General features: G+C 31.2%; 24 protein-coding genes. 13 read left to right on the top strand and 11 right to left on the bottom strand.

All coding sequences use genetic code 11. The annotated features are described in order from the left end of the window. The first annotated feature begins 285 nt into the window (after window positions 1-285). A complete protein-coding gene (locus tag BUC03_RS00950; protein ID WP_073147305.1) occupies window positions 286-1,215 on the top strand; it encodes a LysR substrate-binding domain-containing protein in 930 nt (309 codons plus the stop codon). A 7-nt stretch (window positions 1,216-1,222) separates the two neighbouring features. Here BUC03_RS00950 and BUC03_RS00945 read toward each other — a convergent pair whose 3' ends face one another. From BUC03_RS00945 to rsfS, 6 genes are all read right to left on the bottom strand, one after another. Next, window positions 1,223-1,498 (bottom strand): acyl-CoA-binding protein, encoded by a 276-nt coding sequence (locus BUC03_RS00945; protein WP_073147303.1) that lies wholly within the window; start codon window positions 1,496-1,498, stop codon window positions 1,223-1,225. Window positions 1,499-1,501: 3 nt separating this feature from the next. Continuing rightward, window positions 1,502-2,149, bottom strand: coding sequence for a phosphatidylserine decarboxylase family protein (locus tag BUC03_RS00940; protein ID WP_073147302.1), 648 nt, complete (start codon window positions 2,147-2,149; stop codon window positions 1,502-1,504). A 6-nt stretch (window positions 2,150-2,155) separates the two neighbouring features. After that, complete coding sequence (locus BUC03_RS00935; protein WP_073147301.1) at window positions 2,156-2,947, bottom strand: phosphatidate cytidylyltransferase; 792 nt, start codon at window positions 2,945-2,947, stop codon at window positions 2,156-2,158. A 4-nt stretch (window positions 2,948-2,951) separates the two neighbouring features. Continuing rightward, the gene (locus BUC03_RS00930) at window positions 2,952-3,560 is read right to left on the bottom strand and encodes an LUD domain-containing protein (RefSeq protein WP_073147299.1); all 609 of its coding nucleotides are present in this window, start codon (window positions 3,558-3,560) and stop codon (window positions 2,952-2,954) included. A 98-nt stretch (window positions 3,561-3,658) separates the two neighbouring features. Continuing rightward, window positions 3,659-5,677, bottom strand: coding sequence for an ATP-dependent zinc metalloprotease FtsH (gene ftsH, locus BUC03_RS00925; protein WP_073147297.1), 2,019 nt, complete (start codon window positions 5,675-5,677; stop codon window positions 3,659-3,661). A gap of 25 nt (window positions 5,678-5,702) precedes the next feature. Continuing rightward, complete coding sequence (rsfS, locus tag BUC03_RS00920) at window positions 5,703-6,074, bottom strand: ribosome silencing factor (RefSeq protein WP_073147295.1); 372 nt, start codon at window positions 6,072-6,074, stop codon at window positions 5,703-5,705. 93 nt (window positions 6,075-6,167) lie between these two features. On the opposite strand from rsfS, the gene BUC03_RS00915 reads away from it, so the two are divergent. Continuing rightward, complete coding sequence (locus BUC03_RS00915; protein WP_073147293.1) at window positions 6,168-6,899, top strand: biotin--[acetyl-CoA-carboxylase] ligase; 732 nt, start codon at window positions 6,168-6,170, stop codon at window positions 6,897-6,899. Here BUC03_RS00915 and BUC03_RS00910 read toward each other — a convergent pair. Beyond that, window positions 6,896-7,288, bottom strand: coding sequence for an orotate phosphoribosyltransferase (locus tag BUC03_RS00910; RefSeq protein ID WP_073147291.1), 393 nt, complete (start codon window positions 7,286-7,288; stop codon window positions 6,896-6,898). The two genes, BUC03_RS00915 and BUC03_RS00910, sit on opposite strands and share 4 nt — an antisense overlap. A gap of 5 nt (window positions 7,289-7,293) precedes the next feature. Beyond that, window positions 7,294-7,938, bottom strand: a complete 645-nt coding sequence (gene pyrE, locus BUC03_RS00905; RefSeq protein WP_073147289.1) for an orotate phosphoribosyltransferase — start codon at window positions 7,936-7,938, stop codon at window positions 7,294-7,296. 8 nt (window positions 7,939-7,946) lie between these two features. On the opposite strand from pyrE, the gene BUC03_RS00900 reads away from it, so the two are divergent. Further along, window positions 7,947-8,570: an NUDIX hydrolase gene (locus tag BUC03_RS00900; protein WP_073147287.1), complete on the top strand. Its 624-nt coding sequence runs from the start codon at window positions 7,947-7,949 to the stop codon at window positions 8,568-8,570. Here the strand turns inward: BUC03_RS00900 and BUC03_RS00895 are convergent. Further along, window positions 8,538-10,292, bottom strand: a complete 1,755-nt coding sequence (locus BUC03_RS00895) for a M14 family metallopeptidase (RefSeq protein WP_073147285.1) — start codon at window positions 10,290-10,292, stop codon at window positions 8,538-8,540. The two genes, BUC03_RS00900 and BUC03_RS00895, sit on opposite strands and share 33 nt — an antisense overlap. A 167-nt stretch (window positions 10,293-10,459) precedes the next feature. Between BUC03_RS00895 and BUC03_RS00890 the strand changes: the two genes are divergently transcribed. The 6 genes from BUC03_RS00890 (at window position 10,460) to BUC03_RS00865 (ending at window position 16,528) form a co-directional block, all read left to right on the top strand. Beyond that, the gene (locus BUC03_RS00890; protein ID WP_394333493.1) at window positions 10,460-11,764 is read left to right on the top strand and encodes a PQQ-dependent sugar dehydrogenase; all 1,305 of its coding nucleotides are present in this window, start codon (window positions 10,460-10,462) and stop codon (window positions 11,762-11,764) included. 27 nt (window positions 11,765-11,791) lie between these two features. Beyond that, window positions 11,792-13,885: a TonB-dependent receptor family protein gene (locus BUC03_RS00885; RefSeq protein WP_159432684.1), complete on the top strand. Its 2,094-nt coding sequence runs from the start codon at window positions 11,792-11,794 to the stop codon at window positions 13,883-13,885. Between the two features lie 291 nt (window positions 13,886-14,176). Further along, complete coding sequence (locus BUC03_RS00880) at window positions 14,177-14,746, top strand: hypothetical protein (protein ID WP_073147281.1); 570 nt, start codon at window positions 14,177-14,179, stop codon at window positions 14,744-14,746. A gap of 7 nt (window positions 14,747-14,753) precedes the next feature. Beyond that, on the top strand, window positions 14,754-15,365 hold the full coding sequence (locus BUC03_RS00875; protein WP_073147279.1) for a hypothetical protein: 612 nt from the start codon (window positions 14,754-14,756) through the stop codon (window positions 15,363-15,365). Between the two features lie 10 nt (window positions 15,366-15,375). Then, window positions 15,376-15,999, top strand: coding sequence for a hypothetical protein (locus BUC03_RS00870; RefSeq protein ID WP_143159116.1), 624 nt, complete (start codon window positions 15,376-15,378; stop codon window positions 15,997-15,999). A 10-nt stretch (window positions 16,000-16,009) separates the two neighbouring features. Next, window positions 16,010-16,528, top strand: a complete 519-nt coding sequence (locus BUC03_RS00865; protein ID WP_143159115.1) for a hypothetical protein — start codon at window positions 16,010-16,012, stop codon at window positions 16,526-16,528. Window positions 16,529-16,920: 392 nt separating this feature from the next. Here the strand turns inward: BUC03_RS00865 and coaD are convergent, their stop codons facing one another. Then, the gene (coaD, locus tag BUC03_RS00860; protein ID WP_073147273.1) at window positions 16,921-17,373 is read right to left on the bottom strand and encodes a pantetheine-phosphate adenylyltransferase; all 453 of its coding nucleotides are present in this window, start codon (window positions 17,371-17,373) and stop codon (window positions 16,921-16,923) included. A gap of 113 nt (window positions 17,374-17,486) precedes the next feature. After that, window positions 17,487-18,461 (bottom strand): D-alanine--D-alanine ligase, encoded by a 975-nt coding sequence (locus BUC03_RS00855; protein ID WP_073147271.1) that lies wholly within the window; start codon window positions 18,459-18,461, stop codon window positions 17,487-17,489. Between the two features lie 103 nt (window positions 18,462-18,564). Here BUC03_RS00855 and BUC03_RS00850 point away from each other — a divergent pair, with 103 nt between their 5' ends. The 4 genes from BUC03_RS00850 to BUC03_RS00835 all read left to right on the top strand — a co-directional run bounded on the left by BUC03_RS00850 (window position 18,565) and on the right by BUC03_RS00835 (window position 22,752). Then, window positions 18,565-19,134 (top strand): PASTA domain-containing protein, encoded by a 570-nt coding sequence (locus tag BUC03_RS00850; RefSeq protein WP_073147269.1) that lies wholly within the window; start codon window positions 18,565-18,567, stop codon window positions 19,132-19,134. A gap of 4 nt (window positions 19,135-19,138) precedes the next feature. Then, on the top strand, window positions 19,139-20,182 hold the full coding sequence (locus BUC03_RS00845) for an RluA family pseudouridine synthase (RefSeq protein WP_073147267.1): 1,044 nt from the start codon (window positions 19,139-19,141) through the stop codon (window positions 20,180-20,182). A 223-nt stretch (window positions 20,183-20,405) separates the two neighbouring features. Further along, entirely contained in the window at window positions 20,406-21,167 is a 762-nt protein-coding gene (gene yaaA / locus BUC03_RS00840) for a peroxide stress protein YaaA (RefSeq protein ID WP_073147265.1), read from the top strand. Between the two features lie 133 nt (window positions 21,168-21,300). Beyond that, window positions 21,301-22,752, top strand: a complete 1,452-nt coding sequence (locus BUC03_RS00835; RefSeq protein ID WP_073147264.1) for a RimK family protein — start codon at window positions 21,301-21,303, stop codon at window positions 22,750-22,752. Window position 22,753: the final 1 nt, after the last annotated feature.

Below are 22,753 nucleotides of genomic sequence, written 5' to 3'. Positions count from 1 at the left end.
CGTACATTGTAAAAAAAGCCTCAAGTTTTGTCTTGAGGCTTTTTTTAATAAATGTAACAGCCTTTAACCTTTTTTTGAACCGGTTGTTTGGTTGTTTTTGATTCTACTTTCTGATTAGAAGAATATAAGTACATTCCTTCTTTAGCAATTAACGTAGTTGTGAATAATACGGTAGATAATAATATAATCTTTTTCATAGCATTTTTTATTTTATGATACAAATTTGAGTCATTTTAGTATATTTATCAAATTGATTTTGTTAACTATAGTATTTATAAAATAAATATGACGCTCCAACAATTGCATTATGTGGTTGCTTTAGATAATTATAGGCACTTTGTGAAAGCAGCAGAAAGCTGTTTTGTAGCACAACCCACGCTTACTTTACAGGTAAAAAAATTAGAAGATGAAATAGGTTTAGTAATTTTTGATCGCTCTTCAAAACCATTAACGCCTACCTACCAAGGTGAAAAATTTATATTAAAGGCAAGACAAATAATTAGAGAGGTAGAGGGCTTAAAAGAAATGGTTAATGATGATAGGCAGTCACTAACTGGTATTTGTAAAATAGGAATTATCCCTACACTTTCTCCTTATTTAATCCCTTTGTTTTTAAAATCGTTTAGTGATGCGCACCCAGATCTTCAATTAGAGATTAATGAAATGCAAAGTGATGATATTCTAGCAAATTTAGATAATGGTAAGTTAGATATAGGGATGTTAGTAGTACCCACACAACAGAGAAATATTAGAGAAGTTAAATTGTTTTCTGAGCCTTTTATGTATTACGCAGATGAAAAAAATAAATTACTTCATCAATCAAAATTGTTTCCCGAAGATTTAGATGAAAAAGGTCTTTGGTTGTTAGATCAAGGACATTGTTTTAGAGATCAGGTTCTAAATATTTGTAACAGACTTGAAAAAACTTCTGCAGAGAATAGAATTAAATTTAAAACAGGTTCTTTAGAAACATTAAAAAAGATGATATTAAGTCATACAGGCTATACGTTGTTGCCAGAACTTTCTGTTACTAGTAATGATGAAAAATATGTAAAGAAATTTGAAAATCCGCAACCAGCAAGACAAATAGGTTTAGCGGTACATAAAAGTTTTACTAAAGAATTGTTATTAAAAAATTTAAGAGATGCAATTTTAGAAGTAGTGCCTAGTCACTTCCATAAAACCAAAGAATTTATAACGGTAAAGTGGAGGTAATATATAGTTAGTCTGTGATGTACTTGTTAACTAGGTCTATGTATTTTTGTTTAGCTTGGTCTTTACTAATGCCTTTAGTTTGAAAAAGAGCATTCATTTTAAAAGCAGAAATTAATCTACTTCCTAAGTTTTCTTCTTTATGTGTAGAGTTGTCTTTAGTAGCTCTTTTGTAATAAGCATAAAAGTGTAATCTAACATCTGGAGGAAATCTCAAATCTGTTTTAGAGGCTTTATGGTAAGCCTCTTCAAATTCAAGATCTAATTGTTTTTTAGATTTAGTCATGGATTATACCTTTGCAATAACCGTTAATCCGCCCTTTACCTTTTGATTTAGTTTTACATCAATAGGTGTGTTTAATGGTAAAAAAAGATCTACTCTAGAACCAAATTTTATAAAACCACTATCACTTCCTTGAACCACTTCTTGTCCTTCTTTAGCGTAGTTTACTATTCGTTTAGCTAAAGCTCCAGCAATTTGTCTGTATAAAACTTCTACTGCGTTATTTTTTACAACTACGGTTGTACGTTCATTTTCTTCACTAGATTTAGGGTGCCAAGCCACTAAAAATTTACCTGGATGGTATTTGCTAAAAACTACTTTACCGTTAATAGGGTGTCTGGTTACGTGTACATTTACAGGAGACATAAATACAGAAACTTGTAAGCGTTTTTCTTTAAAATATTCTTTTTCAAATACTTCTTCTATAACCACTACTTTGCCATCTACTGGCGCTACAATATTATGATCACTTACTAAAGTTTGACGTTTTGGGTTTCTAAAAAACTGTAGCACTAATAGAAACATAATAATAGTTGCTGCTAAAATTAGCTGGTTTACCCATTCAACATTAATAAATGTATAAGAGAGAATGTTTATAATCACGCATATGGTGATAGCAATTCCTAAAATCTTATATCCTTCTTTATGAAACATGTTATATTATATTATTAATAAGTAAGCATAAACAAAAGTTCCTGCAAATAAAATACTATCAAGTCTATCTAATAAGCCACCGTGACCAGGCATGATATTACCACTATCTTTCACGTTAGCTTGTCTCTTTAGTTTAGATTGAATTAAATCTCCACAGGTTCCAAATATACTAACTAATATAGAAACTATTAGCCAAGTTTTGTAATCTAAGGTTTTTGTATAGTAAGCGACACCAATACTTGCAATCATAGCAAATACAAGACCGCCAATAAAGCCTTCAATAGTTTTTTTAGGAGAAATTCTTTCGTAAAGTTTTCTCTTACCAAAATTTTTACCCACTAAATAAGCAAAAGAGTCATTAAACCAAACTAACAAAAATACTCCAATAAGTATATATGGAGAATATTCTTTATTTTCATAAGGTATCAATGTTAAAAATATAATAGATGAGATAAGGTAAAATAAAGTAAGAATATATTTTTTACCCTCAAATAATGGTATTTTATTTATGATGATTAAATCTTTTAAAAGAAGAATTTTTACAAAAATAGTTACAATTAAAAGAGTGATAATGGAGTATTCGTGATATTTTAAAATACCAAAAAATACTAAAGCTATAGTAAGTACAATATAATTTAAGTAGCTATTTAGTTTTAATAATTTTTGTAGCTCATATAAGCAAACTATACCAAATAGAAAGAACAATGCAATAAAAGTATATTCTGAAATTAATATTGCAGAAATTAACAATACTACATAGAAAACCCCAGAAAGGGTTCTTTTTAAAAGTTCACTCATATTTTTATAAATCTTCTAGTAGGAGTAAATATACATTTTTGGAGGTGCTTCCATAACTTAAAAAATCACTTTCTTTTTTATCTTGAAAAGTTTTAATAGTAGTTATGTTAGAAGGAATTCTTGTTGTACTCTTAGATTTTATTCCTCTTAAACCTTCGCCAATATTGTCTACCAGTTGGCTAGTGGAAGCCAAAATAACAAAATTATGAGGTATTTCTGCTAGTTTTTTCTCCTTAATTTGATTAGAACATATAAAAAGTGCTCCAGTATTTGCAATTAAATATTCACAAGTAGAGAGAAAAAAACTAGCTTCTCCATTAGTTGTGAAATTTAAATTGAAATTTTTAAAATTTTGTTTTAAATTTTCATCAAAGCAACAACACTCGGCATTGTGCCAATTATTTTCTTGTAAAATTTGCTCAAAAATTTCTTGTACATCAGCTTGATCTTGACAATAAAGAAATTTACCTCCATTGTTTTTAAAATTATACACAAAGTTATCGTCAATTGGGAGTTGTGGCTCCGGCATGTACTTACCAGTGGTATCATTTTTTTGATCCTCTTCTTTGTCTGATTTAGATTTGGATGAAAATAATTTTCTAAATAGACTCATATATTAATTTAGGGTAGTAACCGGGTTTGTTTATACTAATTCAAATATAAAAAATCTTGATTGTACCTAGGGTATAATCAAGATTTTTTAAGGTTTTATTAGTTTTTAGGGGCTAAATTTTGAGAATCGTCAGAAAAATTTTCATTCTCTGTTGTAGAGGTACCTTCTTCTATTACTTTATTCTCTTGTGTCATGTATCTAGCATATGGACGATCTCCAAATATTCTTTGTAAATCATCTTTAAATATTACTTCTTTATCAAGTAATATCTCTGCTAATTCTGTAAGCTTGTCTTTATGCTTGGTAAGTAAATCAATAGCTCTTTGGTACTGAGTTTCAATAATATTAGAAATCTCTTTATCTATTAACTCTGCAGTTGTTTCACTATAAGGTTTAGCAAAACCATACTCATTTTGACCCGTAGAATCGTAGTATGTTAGATTACCTATTTTATCATTAAGACCGTAGATAGTTACCATCGCCTTTGCTTGCTTAGTTACTTTTTCTAAATCACTTAATGCTCCTGTAGATATTTTATCAAAAATTACTTTTTCTGCAGCACGCCCACCCATGGTAGCACACATTTCATCTAGCATTTGTTCTGTACGTACAATAAGTCTTTCTTCTGGTAAGTACCAAGCGGCACCTAAAGATTGACCACGAGGTACAATAGTTACTTTTACTAGTGGTGCTGCGTGTTCTAGCATCCAGCTAACAGTAGCGTGACCAGCTTCGTGAAAAGCAATTGCTTTTTTCTCTTCTGGAGTAATAATTTTATTTTTCTTTTCTAGACCACCAACAATTCTGTCTACTGCATCAAGAAAATCTTGTTTACCAACAGCTTTGTTTCCTTTTCTAGCAGCAATTAAAGCAGCTTCATTACAAACATTAGCAATATCTGCACCAGAAAAACCTGGAGTTTGCTTAGCCAAAAACTCTGTGTCTAACTCATCTGCAACCTTTTTTAATGGACGTAAATGTACTTCAAAAATCTCTTCACGTTCTCTTACATCTGGAAGATCTACATAAATTTGACGGTCAAATCGTCCTGCACGCATTAATGCTTTATCTAGTACATCTGCACGGTTGGTAGCGGCCAATACAATCACATTTGTATTAGTGCCAAAACCATCCATCTCGGTTAACAATTGGTTTAATGTGTTTTCTCTTTCATCGTTAGAGCCAGACATGTTGTTTTTTCCACGAGCTCTACCAATAGCGTCAATTTCATCAATGAAAATAATTGCAGGAGATTTTTCTTTAGCTTGTTTAAAAAGATCTCTCACACGAGAAGCACCAACCCCAACAAACATTTCTACAAAGTCTGAACCTGATAGAGAAAAGAAAGGAACTTTTGCTTCTCCAGCAACGGCTTTTGCTAATAAGGTTTTACCTGTACCTGGAGGGCCTACTAATAGAGCTCCTTTTGGTATTTTACCTCCTAATGCAGTATATTTTTCTGGTTGCTTTAAAAAGTCTACAATTTCTTGTACTTCTTCTTTTGCACCTTCTAATCCAGCTACATCTTTAAATGAAGTTTTAACATCTGTATTTTGGTCAAATAATTTGGCTTTAGACTTACCAATGTTAAAGATTTGACCTCCAGCACCACCACCGGCACCACCGCTCATTCTCTTCATTATAAAAATCCATACTCCAAAAAGAAGTATAAAAGGAAGAAGTGTTAGTAAAATATCTCCCCACATATTATTTTGAGTTTCATTAACTCTAATAGTATCTAGGTTATATTCATTTTTAATTTCATCAAAATCATTTTCAAAGTTTTGAAGATCTCCTAACTCAAATGAATAATCTGGTTGGTCTCCTGCAGGAAGAAATTCTTTTTCTTGCGTTTTTTTATGCTCTTCTTTAGCTTCAGCAGCTTCCGTAAGATAAACATTAGCAGTTCTTTTGTTTATAATCTCTACTTTTTTAACGTCTCCTTGTTTTAAGAAAGATTCAAACTCTGCAATATTTGTTTTTTTAGGTTCGTTAAAACCCATTCCTCCAAAAAAGTTTAGTCCTAAAAATATTAGAACTATCCCAATATAAATCCAGTAAGAGTTAAATTTGGGTTTATTGCTCCCTGGTTTCTTTTTATTTTGCTCTTTAGCCATGTGTTAATACTTTCTAATAGAAATTTTAGTAATTGGTTTCAATAGTGGTTGATTTTGCGTCTCCCCATAAACCTTCAATATCATAATATTCTCTAATGTGTTTTTGGAAAACGTGAACCACTATATTTACGTAGTCAATAAGTACCCATTCAGAATTATCGGTACCTTCTACGTGCCAAGGCTTGTCTTTAAGACCCTTGCTCACGATTTTTTGGATAGAATTTACAATAGCGTTAACTTGAGTGTTAGACGTACCGTTGCAAATTATGAAATAGTCACAAACCGTGTTTTCAATTTCTCTAAGGTCTAAGATTTGAATATCTTTTCCTTTTACTTCTTCAATCCCCTTCAGTATATATGTTATAAGCTGGTCTGTGTTATTTTCTTTTTTTACCATTAAATTTTAATTATTTTTCGCAAAGTTATTATTTTTTGCGCTTTTTTTGCGTTGATATCTCAACATTATTTTTAGCAATCTAATTTATTTTACATGCAAAGTATCAAAGTTCTTGCCACCGATTCTACAAACTTATTTTTAAGAGAACTTTTTAGAGAGCAACCAAGCATAGAAAACTGCTATGTGGTAACAGAAGAACAGACTAAGGGTAAAGGGCAAATGGGAGCTAGTTGGGTGTCTAAAAAAGGAGAGAACCTTACGTTTAGCATACTGCTGAATGATTTGAACTTAAAAATTGATGAGCAATTTAAACTTAGTGCTATTGTAGCTTCTTCTATAATTGAGGTTTTAAAAAAACATAATATACCTAAATTAAATATTAAATGGCCTAACGACATTTTGGCAGAGCAATTAAAGATATGTGGCGTGTTAATTGAAAATATTTTAATTAATGGCAGAGTAGGTTCTTCTATAATTGGTATTGGTTTAAACGTAAATCAACAAGATTTTGAAGATTTGGCTAAAGCTTCATCTTTAAAAAAACTTACCGGAGTGCATTTTGATTTAGAATATTTATTAAAACAGCTAGTAAATACTATTGAAAAAAATATTTACGATAAGAAAGATTGGGCAATAGAAGCTATTTTAGAAGAGTATTATAAAAGTTTATTTAGGTTAGAAAAACCTTCTACATTTGAATTTCCTACAGGAATAAGAAAAACAGGTATCATAAAAAAAGTCTCCAAACAAGGACGATTAATCGTTTTGTTTGAAGACAATGTTTTAAATGAGTTTGATATTAAGGAGGTAAAACTATTGTATTAAAGCTTCCCTAAGTTATCACTCAATGTATTTATAAATTTTTTAAGTGGAGATTTAACCATCATAGCCATCATTGCATTAAATTCTCCTTCAAAAACTAATTTTACTTGTGTTTTGTTATCTTCAAGAGCATCTATATCTGCTTTTAACGTAAAAGGAAATTTATCACTCATAGAGCCTAAAACTGCAGTTTTATATGGTAGCTTTTCCTGCATTTTAAGTCCAATTACGGGCATACCACTTAATTGAAAAAGAAAACTATCTTCTCCTTTTAATTCAAATTTTTGAATGCTCTCTGGCATTATTTGTTCGTAATTTTCTACGTTGGTTAAAAATTCAAAAACTTCTTGTTGGCTTTTGTTAACCGTAGTAATATCGCTTTCTAAATGCATAGTTTTTAGTTTGGAGACCAATTGGCAGGGTCTAACCTCCAACGTCTTAATGTTTCTGCTTCTTTTTTGTTTAAATAGCTAGTTTCTAAAGCTTGCTCAACTAAATGCTCATAGTTGCTCAACACGTTAATGTCGATATTTTCTTTTTCAAAATTTTCTTGAGCAATATCAAAACCGTAAGAAAAAATGGCAACCATTCCTTTTACATTGGCATTGGCTTCTTTTAGAGCTTTTACTGCATTTATACTGCTTTTACCAGTACTAATTAAATCTTCAATCACTACTACGTGTTGCCCACTTTCTAAATGACCTTCAATTTGGTTTTGTCTCCCGTGCTTTTTGGCTTCTGGTCTAACATAGATAAATGGTAGGCCCAAATATTCTGCAACAAGCATCCCAATACCAATAGCTCCAGTGGCAACTCCAGCAATTACATCTGGCTTACCGTAAATTTGCTCTACTTGTTTAGCGATGTTTTCTCTAATGTAGTTTCTAATAGGAGGGTACGAGAGTACAATTCTGTTATCACAATAAATTGGAGACTTCCATCCGCTTGCCCAAGTAAAAGGTTCTTGCGGGTTTAATTTAATTGCTTTAATTTGCAATAAAAGTTCGGCTGTTTTTTTGGCTGTTTCTGTATCTAAAATCATACTTGCAAATGTATAAAGTTTTTGTGAATGATGTTCCAATTATTCTTTCCACCAAAAAGGAAATAGGTGAGCAATATACATCAATTCCTATTAAAAAGGTAAAACTAAAAAAGCTAATTAAAAAAATTGCTAAAGGGGAATTGCTTTACGTTAATTTATATCATAAAAAAGAAGAAAAACTTCTAAAACACCTAAAAAGAAAACTTAAAACTATTGTTGCAGGTGGTGGGTTAGTGTATAATTCTAAAGGTGAAATCTTATTTATTTATAGAAATGACCGTTGGGATTTACCAAAGGGAAAAGCTGAAAAGAAAGAAACTATAGAGCAAACAGCTATTCGTGAGGTAGAAGAAGAAACGATGGTGAAAAACCTAGAGATTACTCAGTTTTTACAAACTACTTATCATATTTTAAAAAGAAAAGGTAAGTATAGATTAAAAGAGACTTTTTGGTTTGAAATGACTACCAATTTTAAAGGGGAATTAATTCCGCAAGAGAAAGAAGGGATTACTAAAGTGGAGTGGAGAAACTTTGAAAAAAGCCAAGAAGCACTCAAACAATCTTATGAAAATATTAAATTATTGTTTCCTAAAGAATATTTAATTCAGCATCCTAAAAATAGGGTATCTTAAATGAGATTTTTCATAATGTATAGAGTGTTTGTGTATCCAGTCTAATTGCATATACCAGTTTTTACTGAATGTAGAATTGACTCTTTTAATAGAGTCAAATTTTTGCTTTAATTCTGGTTGTTGTTCTAAAATTTCTAGTGCTTTGTCTTCAAAAACATAAGGTGAAAAATGTTCTTTTTGCTGAAGCACTGTATCAAAAAAGTTCCAATTAAAAAAAGAGTCGGTAGCAACAGGTTCTAAAGTTTCTATTAAATACCGAATACCTTCTTGGTGAGTAGACACTATAAAATCACCTTTGTGTAATTGTATTTTTTCTTGTTGAGCATTTACTTTGGTGTTGTAATGTAGGTAATGCCCTTCATAAGCTTCTTTTTTAGTTTTATAATCTTGTATGTGGTAAGTTTCTACTGTAATAATGCTGTCTTTTTTAAGAGATTGCATTTCTATATTATTTCTTTTTAATAGATCTGTTACTTGCCACCAAGCTTGCGGTATAATATAAGCTTTGGGAATTTTAATGGTGTCTGTAGGTTTAAAATAATTGTAATAAGTTACGTTTTTGGTGTATGGTTTCTCTCGGTTATATTTTAAACGTGACAAACCAGTAACTTTACTTTTTATGAGGGTGTCGTGGTAACCTTTAAATTGAAGTTGAGAAGTTTTAGAGCTATCTACTTTATAATTAAGGTAATATTCTTTAGCATTAGTAAAATAAGCTTTGGTTTTAGCTCTTGCTTTTAAAATTTGTTCAGAATTTTTATCGATAATATTTAAAGTAGTTTGCATAAACTCATAAGTACCTTCTACTCTTTGTTTGTATGGTTTTAGCATATGAGTTTCTAACATCATGCCTAAACTATTAAAAAGGGTAGAATAACCCGTAGAATATCTAGGAGAGTCATTAAATTGCTGAAAACCAATTTCCGGACTTTCATTAAACACATTCACATACGGAGTAATTGGCCAGTTTTTTTTAGCTAAACTATCTTGTAAAGCAGGCATAAATTGATTGTGTAAATAGTTACCTAATTCTCCATTTAATTTATTGTGCTGTGTAAGTAGATGAGTTAGAGTGTATTGGTAATCTGCTCCGTTACTTACGTGGTTATCTAAAAAAATATCAGGATCAAGATCTTGAAAAATTTTATAAAATGATCTAGCATTTTTAGTATCTGCTTTAATAAAATCTCGATTTAAGTCATAATTTCTAGCATTACCTCTAAAACCGTATGCTTTAGGTCCGTTTTGGTTAGTTCTTGTAGAAGTGTTTCTGTTTAAGGCACCGCCAATATTGTAAATAGGGATAGTGGCAACAATAGTATTTTTAGGTATAGTAATAGAGTCTTGCGCTAAATCTCTTAAAAAAAGCATCGTGGCATCAATACCGTCACTTTCACCAGGATGAATTCCATTATTAATAAAAAATATTTGTTTGTTCTTTTTTAATTCATCTAAATCAAATTTTTCTGCTGGATTGTATATCACAAGGTGTAGTTTTTTACCACTATCTGTTTCACCATATTCAATAAAAGAAATACTAGGATAAATACTATCTAAAGCTTGGTAAAAATTAATAACCTCGTTATAGGTTGCAGTTTCTTCTCCGTTAGATTTTTCAAAAGCAGTAGTAAAATCAACACTTTCAGTTTGTTTGTATTTAGAAAAATCACAACTAGAAACTACTAATATCAAAAAGTTTAGAATAATTACTCGTACAAGCATAAATAGGCATTCAAATTAACTCTATCAAAAATACAAAGATTAATTCTTCTTGAAGAAGCATCTAATTAGCTATCTTAATTATTCTATAATATGTGTTAAACATATACTAATGTAAGGTGCAGATTTTAAGCTTTTTAATTGAAAAATTAAATTAGTAAAAAATACTTATGATGAAAAAATTACAATTGCCTTTAAATTTACTTGGTTTATCAATGGGAGTTTTACTCTTGTTTAACTGCAAGGGAGAGCATAAAGTGTCTGAAGATACTATGGAAACCATTGAAGAAGATAGTACCTACACCACTGTAGAAACTGCTATTGGAGATTTAGTACTTCCTCCTGCATTTCATACAGAATCTGTACGTGTAGAAAGTGAGATTATTAATTGGGGGCAAAGAGAGTTGCCTCAAGCTCCAGAAGGTTTTACAGTTACTCGATTTGCAGACAATCTAGAACATCCTAGGTGGAGTTACGTAGGAAGTAATGGAGATTATTTTGTAGTAGAGTCTGATGATGCTAGCAAATCTGCAAATAGAATTACCTTATTTAGAGATACTAATAATGATGGGCTACCTGATGAGAATTATACTTTTTTAGAAAGTTTAAATCAACCGTTTGGAATGCTAATTTTAGGAGATTATTTCTATGTAGCTAATGTAGATGCCGTAGTAAGGTTTCCTTATTATGAAGGGCAAACAAGTATCACTGCAGAGCCAGAATTAGTAAAAGAGCTCCCTGCAGGAGGATACAATCATCACTGGACTAGAAATATGATTACCAATAAAGATGAATCTAAATTATATGTAACCGTAGGTTCTTCTAGTAATGTTGGAGAACACGGAATGGAGAAAGAAGAAAGAAGAGCGGGTATTTTAGAAATGAATCCAGATGGTACCGACGAAAAAATATATGCATCGGGTTTAAGAAACCCAGTTGGGATAGATTGGAACCCTATTACTGGAGAACTTTGGGCAGCAGTTAATGAGCGTGATAAATTAGGAGATGATCTAGTGCCAGATTACGCAACTAGTGTAAAAGAAGGTGGTTGGTATGGTTGGCCATATTCATATTATGGGCAAATAAAAGATCCTCGTTGGGAGGCAGAGCCTCATCAAGAACTGGTAGATAAAGCAATTATGCCAGATGTACCGCTAGGTGCTCATACCGCTTCGTTAGGATTTACATTTTATACCTCTAATGCTTTTCCTGGTAAATACAAATATGGAGCTTTTGTAGGGCAACACGGCTCTTGGAATAGATCTAAACTTGCAGGTTATAAAGTTGTATTTATTCCGTTTGATGCTGAAGGAAAACCACAACAGCCAGAAGATTTCTTAACAGGTTTTATTGCAAATATTGATGGTACCGAAGTTCACGGTCGTCCAGTTGGGGTAACCCAAACTCCAGATGGAGCATTACTAGTTTGTGATGACGATGCAGGAATTGTATGGCGAGTTTCTGCCGACGGATAAATTTATTCAACTTTAAAACCAATCATTTTGAAATATAAAACAATTACCTCTTTAGTTGTAGGTATTTGTTGTACCTCTTTATTACAGGCTCAAGAAAAACCAATAGAGCCTGTAGTAGATAGTACAACCTTACCTACTGTTCTTTTAAAATCTATCAGTATTCAATCTGAATTAGAAAAAACACCAGCGGCCGTAAATTTATTAACTAACAAAGAGCTCAATAGAAGTAATGTAACACTTTTAACAGCTGCTTTTAATCGAGTGCCAGGCGTATATACACAAGAAGCTGCTTTAAATACTAATAGAATAACCATTCGTGGTATAGGTGCACGTGCACAATATGGTACCAATAGATTAAAAGCTTATTTTAACGAAATTCCTATTACTACAGGAGACGGACAAACAGAAATTAACGATATAGATTTAGATGCCATTGAGCACGTAGAAATTATAAAAGGACCTAATTCAAGTATTTATGGCTCTGGTTTAGGTGGAGTGATTAATTTATACGCGTATGAGCCAGGAGAAGAACGTTCTTTTGGTAAAGTTTCTAGTACTTTTGGTAGCTATCAACTATTAAAAAATAGTGTAAGTGCTGGTTATTCAGATAAGAAAAAATCACTTTTCGCTACTTACAATCATTTACAAAGTGATGGGTATAGAAGTAATTCAGATTTTGATCGTAAATCTTTCAATTTTAATGGTACCTTATATTCTGGAGAAACTTCAGCAATAAGTTTTATAGGAAATTTTACACGTCTTAAAGCTTATATACCTAGTTCATTAGGTATTACAGATTTTACAGAAAGTCCAGAAAAAGCAGCTTATACTTGGGGAGCGGCAAAAGGGTATGAGTCTTACGATCGGTTTTTAATGGGACTTTCTTACACGCAACATTTTACAGAAAATTTTAAAAATACCACCAGCGTTTTTATTAACAATCGTGATGCTTACGAGCCAAGGCCATTTGATATTTTAAAACAAAATAGTTTTAGTATAGGGGCAAGAACAAAATTTAATTATAAAACAGAACTTTTTTCTTTTCCTACGGAAGCAAGTCTTGGCGGTGAGTTTTTAAATGAAAATTACAAAGGAAGTAATTATGAAAATTTATATGAAGATTTTCCCGATCAAGGAAGTGTTCGTGGTAGCCAAATAGCAAATTTAGAGCAAGACAGAAATTACTATAATTTATTTGCGCAGCTGAATTTACAACTTCTTCCGAAGCTAAAATTAGTAGGAGGTTTAAATGTAAATGTTACTGATTATAGTTTAACCGATTTATATGCGGAAGATGATATTGATCAAACAGGAGATTACCAGTTTGAAACCATTTGGTCACCAAGAGTTGCCGCTTTATATGAATTAACTTCCACAAAAAACTTATATGTAAATGTTTCTAAAGGATTTTCTACTCCAACAGTAGATGAAACTTTAACTCCGCAAGGCTTAATTAATACCACACTAAAACCAGAAATAGGTTGGAATTACGAAATCGGTTTTAAAGGAACTTGGCTAAAAAATCTTTATACTGAAATAGCTTTATATACAATACAAGTAAATGATTTATTAGTAGCAGAGCGTGTAGCAGAAGATCAATATGTGGGTGTTAATGCAGGAAAAACAGACCATAACGGAGCAGAACTAATGCTTAAATACAATTGGGAAGTTTCTCCTTTTGTACAAATTCAACCTTATGCATCGGCAAACTTTAATTGGTATGAGTTTGATGAGTTTGTAGATGAAGGAGAAGATTATAGCGGTAACGATTTAACAGGAGTTCCCGATCAAAAGATAAATGTAGGAATCGATCTCCTTACTGAAAGCGGATTTAGTTTTTTTAGCAATGCTTTATTCGTTTCAGAAATTCCGCTCAATGATGCTAATACTTTATATACCGATAGTTACCAATTAATCAACTTAAAAGCAGCTTACGATTTTACTATTCTTAAAGATTTTCAAATTAACCTGAATGTAGGAGTAAATAATTTGCTAGATGAAGAATATGCAGTAAGTATTGTACCTAATGCCGTTGGCTTTGGTGGTAGCGAACCACGCTATTATTATCCCGGGAACGATCGTAATTTTTACGGCGGAGTTGGAGTGAAGTATTTGTTTTAGAAGTTATAATTTATGTTTGTCGTCACCCTAAACTTGATTTAGGGTCTCATTCAGATTTTTGAAAATGTTTTTTATTTTTTCAATATAATAGGTGTTTTTAAATTACATAAATATCCCTCATTGTTAATTACGAATAATTAATAATTTGATTTCAATAAAAAATAATTTTTAAATTTTAATATATATATATATTAGCAGCAGTTATTTTCCGGAAAATACTATTGTATCAATTTAAACTTATTAATTTATCATAATATGAAAATTAAAATAATATTATCAATATTAATATATATGAACTTTAATTTAGGGTTTTCTCAAGTTGATACAGAAATTAATTTTATTTCATCAGATTCAATCGAAAATTACATTAAAGTCAAAAATCTTTCTTTCGAGAATCAAGATATTTATGTTCTGAAAAACTTAGAAAGTTTTAAAACCTATAGTCAAGGTTACTTAAAATCTCCAGTAATATTTGTGTTTAATGCTGATGGGGAATATGTAGATCTTATAAATAATGTGAATGCAGAAAAAAAGCTTTCAAAATTTAAAAGAATTAATAACAAAACTAGTGAAGAATATCCTGGTTTAAATTTTTGGAAAGAACGAATAAGCCATTTTGAGTCAGGTGATTTATTGAAAGATACTCCTGTAGAATATACTTTTATTCTTAATTGGGGTTTATTATTTGGAGATATAGAGAATATTGAAATGATTGATCATTGGTATAAAGTACTTTTAAGGCAAAAAGCTAATGGTAAAAATATTAAAATAGTTTTATTGAATGTTGATTTGCAGAAAAGTTGGAATTTATCTCCCAAAATGGAAAAATGGGTGTTAAATAACGTAAATAATCAAATATAGAATTTGTATGCGAGAATTTTTAATTTTCAGTTTTCTAATTGTTTTTGCCAGTCCTATTCTAGCTCAATCCAATTATGAGTTTAATTTTAAAAACTCAGACTCATTAAATAGTTATATTGAAAATAATAATCTTTTATTTCATCCAGAAGATATTTATATAGTTAAAGATTTAGAAAGTTATAAAGCTTATACACAGACTGATTTTTTTGCTTCTCCAATAATATTGGTATTTAATGCTGAAGGTAAGTTTTTAGAAAATATAGATAATATTAGCTCTGAAAAAAAGCTGAGTAATTTCAAAAAGATTAAAAGCAAACCTAAAAAAGATCAGCCTGTTTTAGAGTTTTTGACAGAAAAAATTGTTCCTTACGAAACTGGGAAAGATTTTCAATCTAAAAACGAGTACAGTTTTACATTTGTAATAAATTGGTTGCTTGTTACGGGCGAGCAAAAATCGATGATTATAGATATTTTAAATGAGTGGTATGATGTACTTTCACGACAAAAAGCTAATGGCGAAAATATTAGAATAATCTTATTGAATATGGATGTTCAAGATCATTGGGATTTATCGCCAAAATGGCAAAATTATGTTTTAGAAAATTTGAATAGAAGTTAGAATTTATAGTATGAATAATCGATTGATATTACTATTAGTGTCCATTATTACTTTTTCAGTAAGTGCACAAAAAGAGTACACCTATAATTTTAAAAATTCAGATTCTTTAGATGCTTATATTGAAAGGTACGAACTACCATTTCAGGAAGAAGATATTTATATCACCAAAGATTCTGAAAATAGTTTTAGACCTTATTATGAATCTAAATTTCTTCGTTCTCCTATAATTTATGTGTTTAATGAAGAAGGACAATTTTTAGAGTCTATAAACAATATAACTTCAGAAAAGAAATTGGCGAATTTTAAAAAACTTAGAAAGAGACCTGAGAAAAATGAGCCTAGCTTAGATTTTTGGACCTCAAAAATTGTTCACTACAAAACAGGAAATGATTACGACGATCCCAAAAAGTACGATTATACATTTGTAGTTAATTGGGGTGTATTTGAACATGAGCAAATCCAACAAGTCGTTGATATTTGGAGTGAATGGTACAATGTACTTATGCGACAAAAAGCAAAAGGAGAAAATATTAAAATAATCTTGTTTAATATTGATTTACAAGAACGCTGGGAGCTTTCGCCTTATATGCGAAAATTTGTTCTAGAAAATGTAAACCGAAGCTGGGGCGAATAAATTTAACGTGATGAGGTATTTATTTATAATTAGTTTTTTCTTGACTGCTTGTTATTCTATAACTGCTCAAAACGAAGTATTTAAAACTAATATTCAGCTTATAGAGCTAGAAGAATTAAAAGAAGAAATTTTTGAGAGTGAAAAAGAATACAAAATAGCTTTTATATTTAATCAATTTTGTCCGGCAAGTAGAGATATTTTTCCGGATTTAGATAAATTATATAAAAATTCAATTCAAAAAAACTTTGAATTATTTATTATCAGCGAAACAAAAGAAAAAAATAAAGAAGATTTAAAAGACCATCTTTTTTATTATGGTTATGAAGAGCCTTTTTATATTTTAAAAGACAAACCATTGTTGGGTTTCTTAAAAAAGACGATTCAAAGTATTTGTGAAGGTTGTGATTTTAAAGAAATGGGATATTCTAGTTTTATTATTTTTAATAAAAATAATGAAGTTGTAGTGCAAACTAATTACAACCACACTGAAGAAGAGCTTGTTTCAATTTTAGAAAAGTATATGCAATAATTTTTTGATTGCTCAACACAACAGTCATCCCAAACTTGATTTGGGTCTCGTATTTTTTTTGGAGTTATGTTGATGCGATGCTAAAATCGAAGATTCAACGGAGTTAATCGAGTTCTGCCTGGTAAAGGGTAAATTATTTGTTATCAATCTGTCGTCACCCCAAACTTGATTTGGGGTCTCATCCAGATTTTAAAAAATTATGATGATGCGATGCTGAAATCGAAGATTCAACGAAATTAATCGAGTTCATCATGACGAAGGGTAAAGTGTTTATTATCAAATTACCGTCACCCCAAACTTGATTTGGGTCTCCCAGATTTTTAAGAATTATATTGATGTCATTCTAAAATCGAGTTCAATATGATGTATTTATCTAACTTCTAACCAATTCTCTAAACCCTAACCGCATCTGGGACCAGCAAAGTGTAATCCCCATTATTTCTAATTACATCTCGAACAATGGAAGAAGAAATATAACTTTTGCCGCTAGAAGTTAATAAGAAAACGGTTTCAATTTGTTGTAATTTACGGTTGGTGTGAGCAATGGCTTTTTCAAACTCAAAATCGGCAGGATTTCTAAGTCCACGTAAGATGAAATCTGCATTTTCTTTCATACAGAAATCTACGGTTAAACCTTCGTAAGTTTTTACGACAATCTTTGGTTCATCTTTAAAAGTCTCTTCTAAAAATTGAAGGCGTTGCTCTAAAGAGAACATATATTTTTTATCGGCATTTACACCAATGGCTAAGATAATCTCATCAAAAAGTTTGAGTCCGCGTTCAATAATATCGTAATGTCCTAACGTTAAGGGATCAAAAGAACCTGGGAAAACCGCTCGTTTCATAATTTTATATTTAGTGATGTTATACTGAAATCAAGTTCAGTAAAACGTTACTTTATTAGTTAAGTATTTTTCAATTAAGAAAAACTAAAATTTTTAGGGAAGATAATCAATTCTTAAGATAGAGAAGCTTCCATTAAATTAGTAAATAAATCGGTTAGACTAATACCAGCTGCTTTAGCTTGCTGAGGTAAAATACTAGCTTCGCTTAAACCAGGGTTGGTATTTACTTCTAGAAAGTGAGGCTCACCTTCGTGAAAAATAAATTCGGCTCTTGTGAGACCTTTTAGCTTCAACACTTGAAAAATACGTTTAGCTTGATTTTGTACTTTAATTCTATCTTCTTCAGAAATATTAGCTGGTGTAATTTCTTTAGACATTCCTAAATATTTCGCTTCATAATCGAAAAATTCATTTTCAGAAATAATCTCGGTTACTGGCAACGCCATAATTTCTCCTTTGTAATTAATCACTCCTACAGAAACTTCGGTTCCGTCTAAAAAAGATTCAATAATTACTTCTTCGTCTTCTTCAAAAGAAAAATTAATTGCCGCTTCCAAGTCTTCTTTTTTCTTCACTTTAGAAATTCCGAAGCTACTTCCGGCTTTATTGGCTTTTACAAAACAAGGTAAACCAACACGCTCAATAATTTCATCTTCGTTATAATCGTCTCCTTTATTTAAAAAGTAGTTTTTTGCAGTTTTAATACCATAAGCACGCAAAATACTTATGCAATCGCGTTTATTAAAAGTAAGGGCCGCTTGGTAATAATCGCAAGCTGTTTGTGGAATATTTAGCATTTCTAAGTAGCCCTGAAAAATACCGTCTTCGCCTGGAGTACCATGAATAATATTAAAAACCGTATCAAATGTGATTTTCTCGTTGTTAATTTCCACAGAAAAATCAGCTTTATCAATTGAGTGTTTTTCACCATTATCAAGCACTACAAACCAACCTTCTTCTAAAATATGTACTCGGTAAGGCTCAAACAAATCTCGGTTAGTAAGTTTATAAACCAACTCACCACTATTCAATGAAATTTTATATTCACTAGAATAACCGCCCATAGCGATGGCAACTTTTTTTTTCATAGTAGAATTTATCTAAAAGGTTTTTAATAATAAAATAACACTTCAAGTATTTCACACAAAAATACGGGTGTTTTTATATCTTTGCGCAATAATTTTAATAATAATGAGCATTTTAAAATTCATTTTCAGTAAAACCTTTTTAATACAAATAGTAATTGCTATTGTACTAGTCGTAATTTTAGTTTTTGGAGCTATGGCCTGGTTAGATAGCACTACTAATCACGATCAGCGTATTGAAGTACCAGATTTATCTAGATTATCTATAGATATTGTAGATAAAAAATTAGAAGAAATGAATTTAAGAAAAGTAATTCAAGACTCAGCTAATTATAATCCAGACTATCCGCAGTATTCTGTAATAGAACAAGTGCCAGAAGCAGGTAAATTTGTAAAAGAAAATAGAAAGATTTATATCAAATTAAATCCGTCTGGATACCCAAAATTAGATATTCCGCAGTTTGAAAGAATAACAAGACGTCAAGTAGAATCTAAACTTTTATCATTAGGTTTTAAAATAGGAGATGTTACTTTTAAACCAGATTTTGCAGAAAATGTAGTACTAGAATTAAGATATAAAGGTAAAGCATTAAAAGCAGGAGATAAAGTGAAAAAGACAGGAGTGATAGATATGGTATTGGGTGATGGTACCCGTAATTATAATAGTGCGGAGTAAAAGTATGCAGGAAGAAAATAATATAGAAGATAACGGAAACGACGATTTATACGAGCATTATAGTTTTACCGCTTCTAAAGGGCAAGAACCTTTACGAGTAGATAAATTTTTAATGAATTTTGTAGAAAATGCTACCCGAAATAAAGTACAACAAGCTGCTAAAAACGGAAATGTATTTGTAAACGGAAACACCGTAAAACAAAATTACCGCGTAAAAGCCGGTGATGAGGTAAAAGTGCTTTTTGAGCATCCGCCGTATGAATATTTACTAACGCCAGAAGATATTCCGTTAGATGTGGTTTATGAAGATGATGCGCTTTTAGTAGTAAATAAACCAGCAGGAATGGTAGTGCATCCTGGGCACGGTAATTACTCAGGTACTTTAATTAATGCCTTGATTTATCATTTTGAAAATTTACCAAACAACAGTAGCGAGCGTCCCGGCTTGGTACATCGTATAGATAAAGATACCAGCGGATTGTTAGTAGTTGCTAAAACAGAAGCAGCTATGACGCACCTTACCCAACAGTTTTTTCATAAAACTAGTGAGCGTGAGTATGTAGCATTAGTTTGGGGTAACGTAGAAAATGAAGAAGGTACGGTAGAAGGCAATATTGGTAGAAACCCCAAAAACCGTTTACAAAACATAGTTTTTGAAGGAGACGAAGCAGAAAACGGAAAACCAGCTGTAACACATTACAAAGTTTTAGAACGTTTTGGTTATGTAACCTTAGTTTCTTGTAAGTTAGAAACCGGACGTACACACCAAATACGTGTGCATATGAAGCACATTGGGCATACTTTATTTAATGACGAACGTTATGGAGGCGAGCGTATTTTAAAAGGAACCTCTTTTACCAAATACAAGCAATTTGTAGATAATTGTTTTAAAGTATTACCACGCCAAGCATTGCATGCAAAAACACTTGGCTTCGAGCACCCAACCACCAAAAAATGGATGAGTTTTAATACCGACATACCAGAAGATATACAACAATGTATAGAAAAGTGGCGTAGCTACGCAAAAAACCAAAAAGAAGTATTGTAAAATGCTTCTTTTTTTATTTTAATCACTATTCTGGGCAATCCCCTCCGTAAAAACTCCGGGTCGGGCTATTCGCGCTACACGGTAGCTTGCTACTATCCCTATTGCAAAAAATTATAAAACCACAATTAACTATAGTTTTTGATTATCGTTTTATTGTAAAAAATAACAAAAAGTTATTTACATCTAGCTGCATAAATTTTAAATTTACCTCAAAATTAAATCGATGAAAATAGTAGTTTCTCCAGCAAAATCATTAGATCAAGAAAGTAAATTACCTACAACTAGAGGTACGCAAGCTCAATTTTTAGATCAAGCCACAAAAATTAATAAAAAGTTAGCCAGAATGACAAAAAAAGAGATTTCTGAGCTAATGGGGATTAGTGATAAATTGGCAGACTTAAATTATACGCGTTACCAAGATTTTCAAGAAGAACATACTAAAGAAAATTCTAGACCTGCAGCATATTTATTTTCTGGCGATGTTTATACTGGTTTAGACGCTTACACTATCGAAGCAAACAAGATCGATTTACTACAAAATACGTTAAGAATTTTATCTGGAATGTACGGAGTATTACGTCCGTTAGACTTAATACAACCTTACCGATTAGAAATGGGAACCAAACTATCTATAGAAAATAATAAAAATCTATACGAGGTTTGGCAAGATCAAGTAACTCAAGCTTTAAATAACGAGTTAGAAAATGATGAACTTTTTGTAAATCTAGCCAGTAACGAATATTTTAAAGCTGTAGATGCAAAAAAACTTAAAACAAAAGTTATTTCTCCAGTATTTAAAGACTTTAAAAACGGAAAGCTAAAAATTATTAGTTTTTATGCCAAAAAAGCAAGAGGTTCTATGGCTCGTTATGTTATAGATACCAATGCTAAAACCTTAAACGATCTTAAAGGTTTTGATTATGATGCCTATAAATTTAGTGAAGAGCATACTCAAAAAGAAAATGAACCAGTTTTTATTAGGTAAGAAACTTTATATTAAAACTTTATACAAAAAAAAGCCTCTATGAAAATAGAGGTTTTTTTTATTTAATTTATGAATAATTTTAATTTTTCAATTCAATTTTAAATTACATTTACTCGGTTTTTTAATAAAGTAAATGAATAAATATATTGTCGTAGACAATCCTAAATCTTGGAAGTTTCTAGCAGAAAACATTCAGGTAATTTCGGCTCAAGAGTACCTTACTAATGCAGATTTTGCGAGCCAAAAAAACTTTCGGGTTTTTAATCTTTGTAAAGATTATTCATACCAATCTAAAGGGTATTATGTTTCTCTTTTAGCAGAGGCAAGAGGGCATTCGCCTATTCCTAATAGTAAAAATTTGGTAGATTTACGTGCGCCAAAATTGGTAAAGATAATTTCAGAAGAATTTGAAGATTTAATTCAGCAGAGTTTAAAAAGTATCAAATCTAGAGAGTTTGTACTTAGTATTTATTTTGGGCAAAACGTGGCTCAAAAATACAAAGAGCTGAGCGCAACTTTTTTTAAAAATTTTCAAATACCTTTTTTACGAGTAAAATTTAATTTCACTCATAAATGGAATATTCAACATATTCGTGCGATTGCGTATGCAGAAATTCCGCAAGAACATAAAACTAGTGTCGAGCAATTTGCGCTTCAGTATTTTGCCAAAAAACGTTATGATACTGCAAAGCCTTCAAAGTTTTTGTACGATTTAGCTATTTTAGTAAACGATAAAGACCCTGCACCACCAAGTAATACTAAAGCTTTAAAAAAGTTTATAGAGGTTGCAGAAAAAAATAATTTTTACGTAGAGATAGTTTCTCCAAAAGATCTTTCTCGGCTTTCGGCTTTCGATGCTTTATTTATTCGTCAAAGTACAGAAGTAAATAACGAAGCTTACGCATTCGCAAGAAAAGCACAGCAAGAAAATATAGCTATTATCGATTATCCCGATGCTATTTTAAAATGCTGTAATAAAGTATTTATGGCAGAAGCTTTACAAAATGCGCATATTGCTTCGCCTAAAACCAAAATTGTACATCTAGACAATGTGCAACAGGTGTTAGAGGAAGTAAAGTTACCGTGTGTTTTAAAAAGTCCCGATTCTACCTTTTCATTTGGAGTAAAAAAAGCTCAAACCAAAATGGAGTATTTAGACTTGGTGAAAGAAATGCTGAAAACCTCAGATTTAATTATAGCGCAAGAGTATACACCATCAGACTACGATTGGCGTATAGGTATTTTAGACGGAAAACCGTTTTATGCATGCCGTTATTATATGGCAAAAGGGCATTGGCAAATTTATAATTGGGCTGCAGAAGATAAAGAAGACCAAGATGGGAATGCCGATTGTTTGGCGATAGAAAATGTACCGCAAAACATTATTGATGTTGCGGTAAAATCTGCTAAAATTATGGGCTTAGGTTTATATGGTATAGATATAAAAGAAGTTAATGGACAGCCATTGGTAATTGAGATTAACGATAATCCAAATATCGATTTTGGAGTAGAAGATATGTATTATGGAGATGAAGTTTACCAACAAATTATTAAAGCTTTACTCAAACGAGTAGAAGAGAAGTAAG

Source organism: Mesonia phycicola (assembly GCF_900141885.1).
Lineage (GTDB): Bacteria > Bacteroidota > Bacteroidia > Flavobacteriales > Flavobacteriaceae > Mesonia > Mesonia phycicola.
This window is presented reverse-complemented; position numbering and strand designations above follow the sequence as displayed.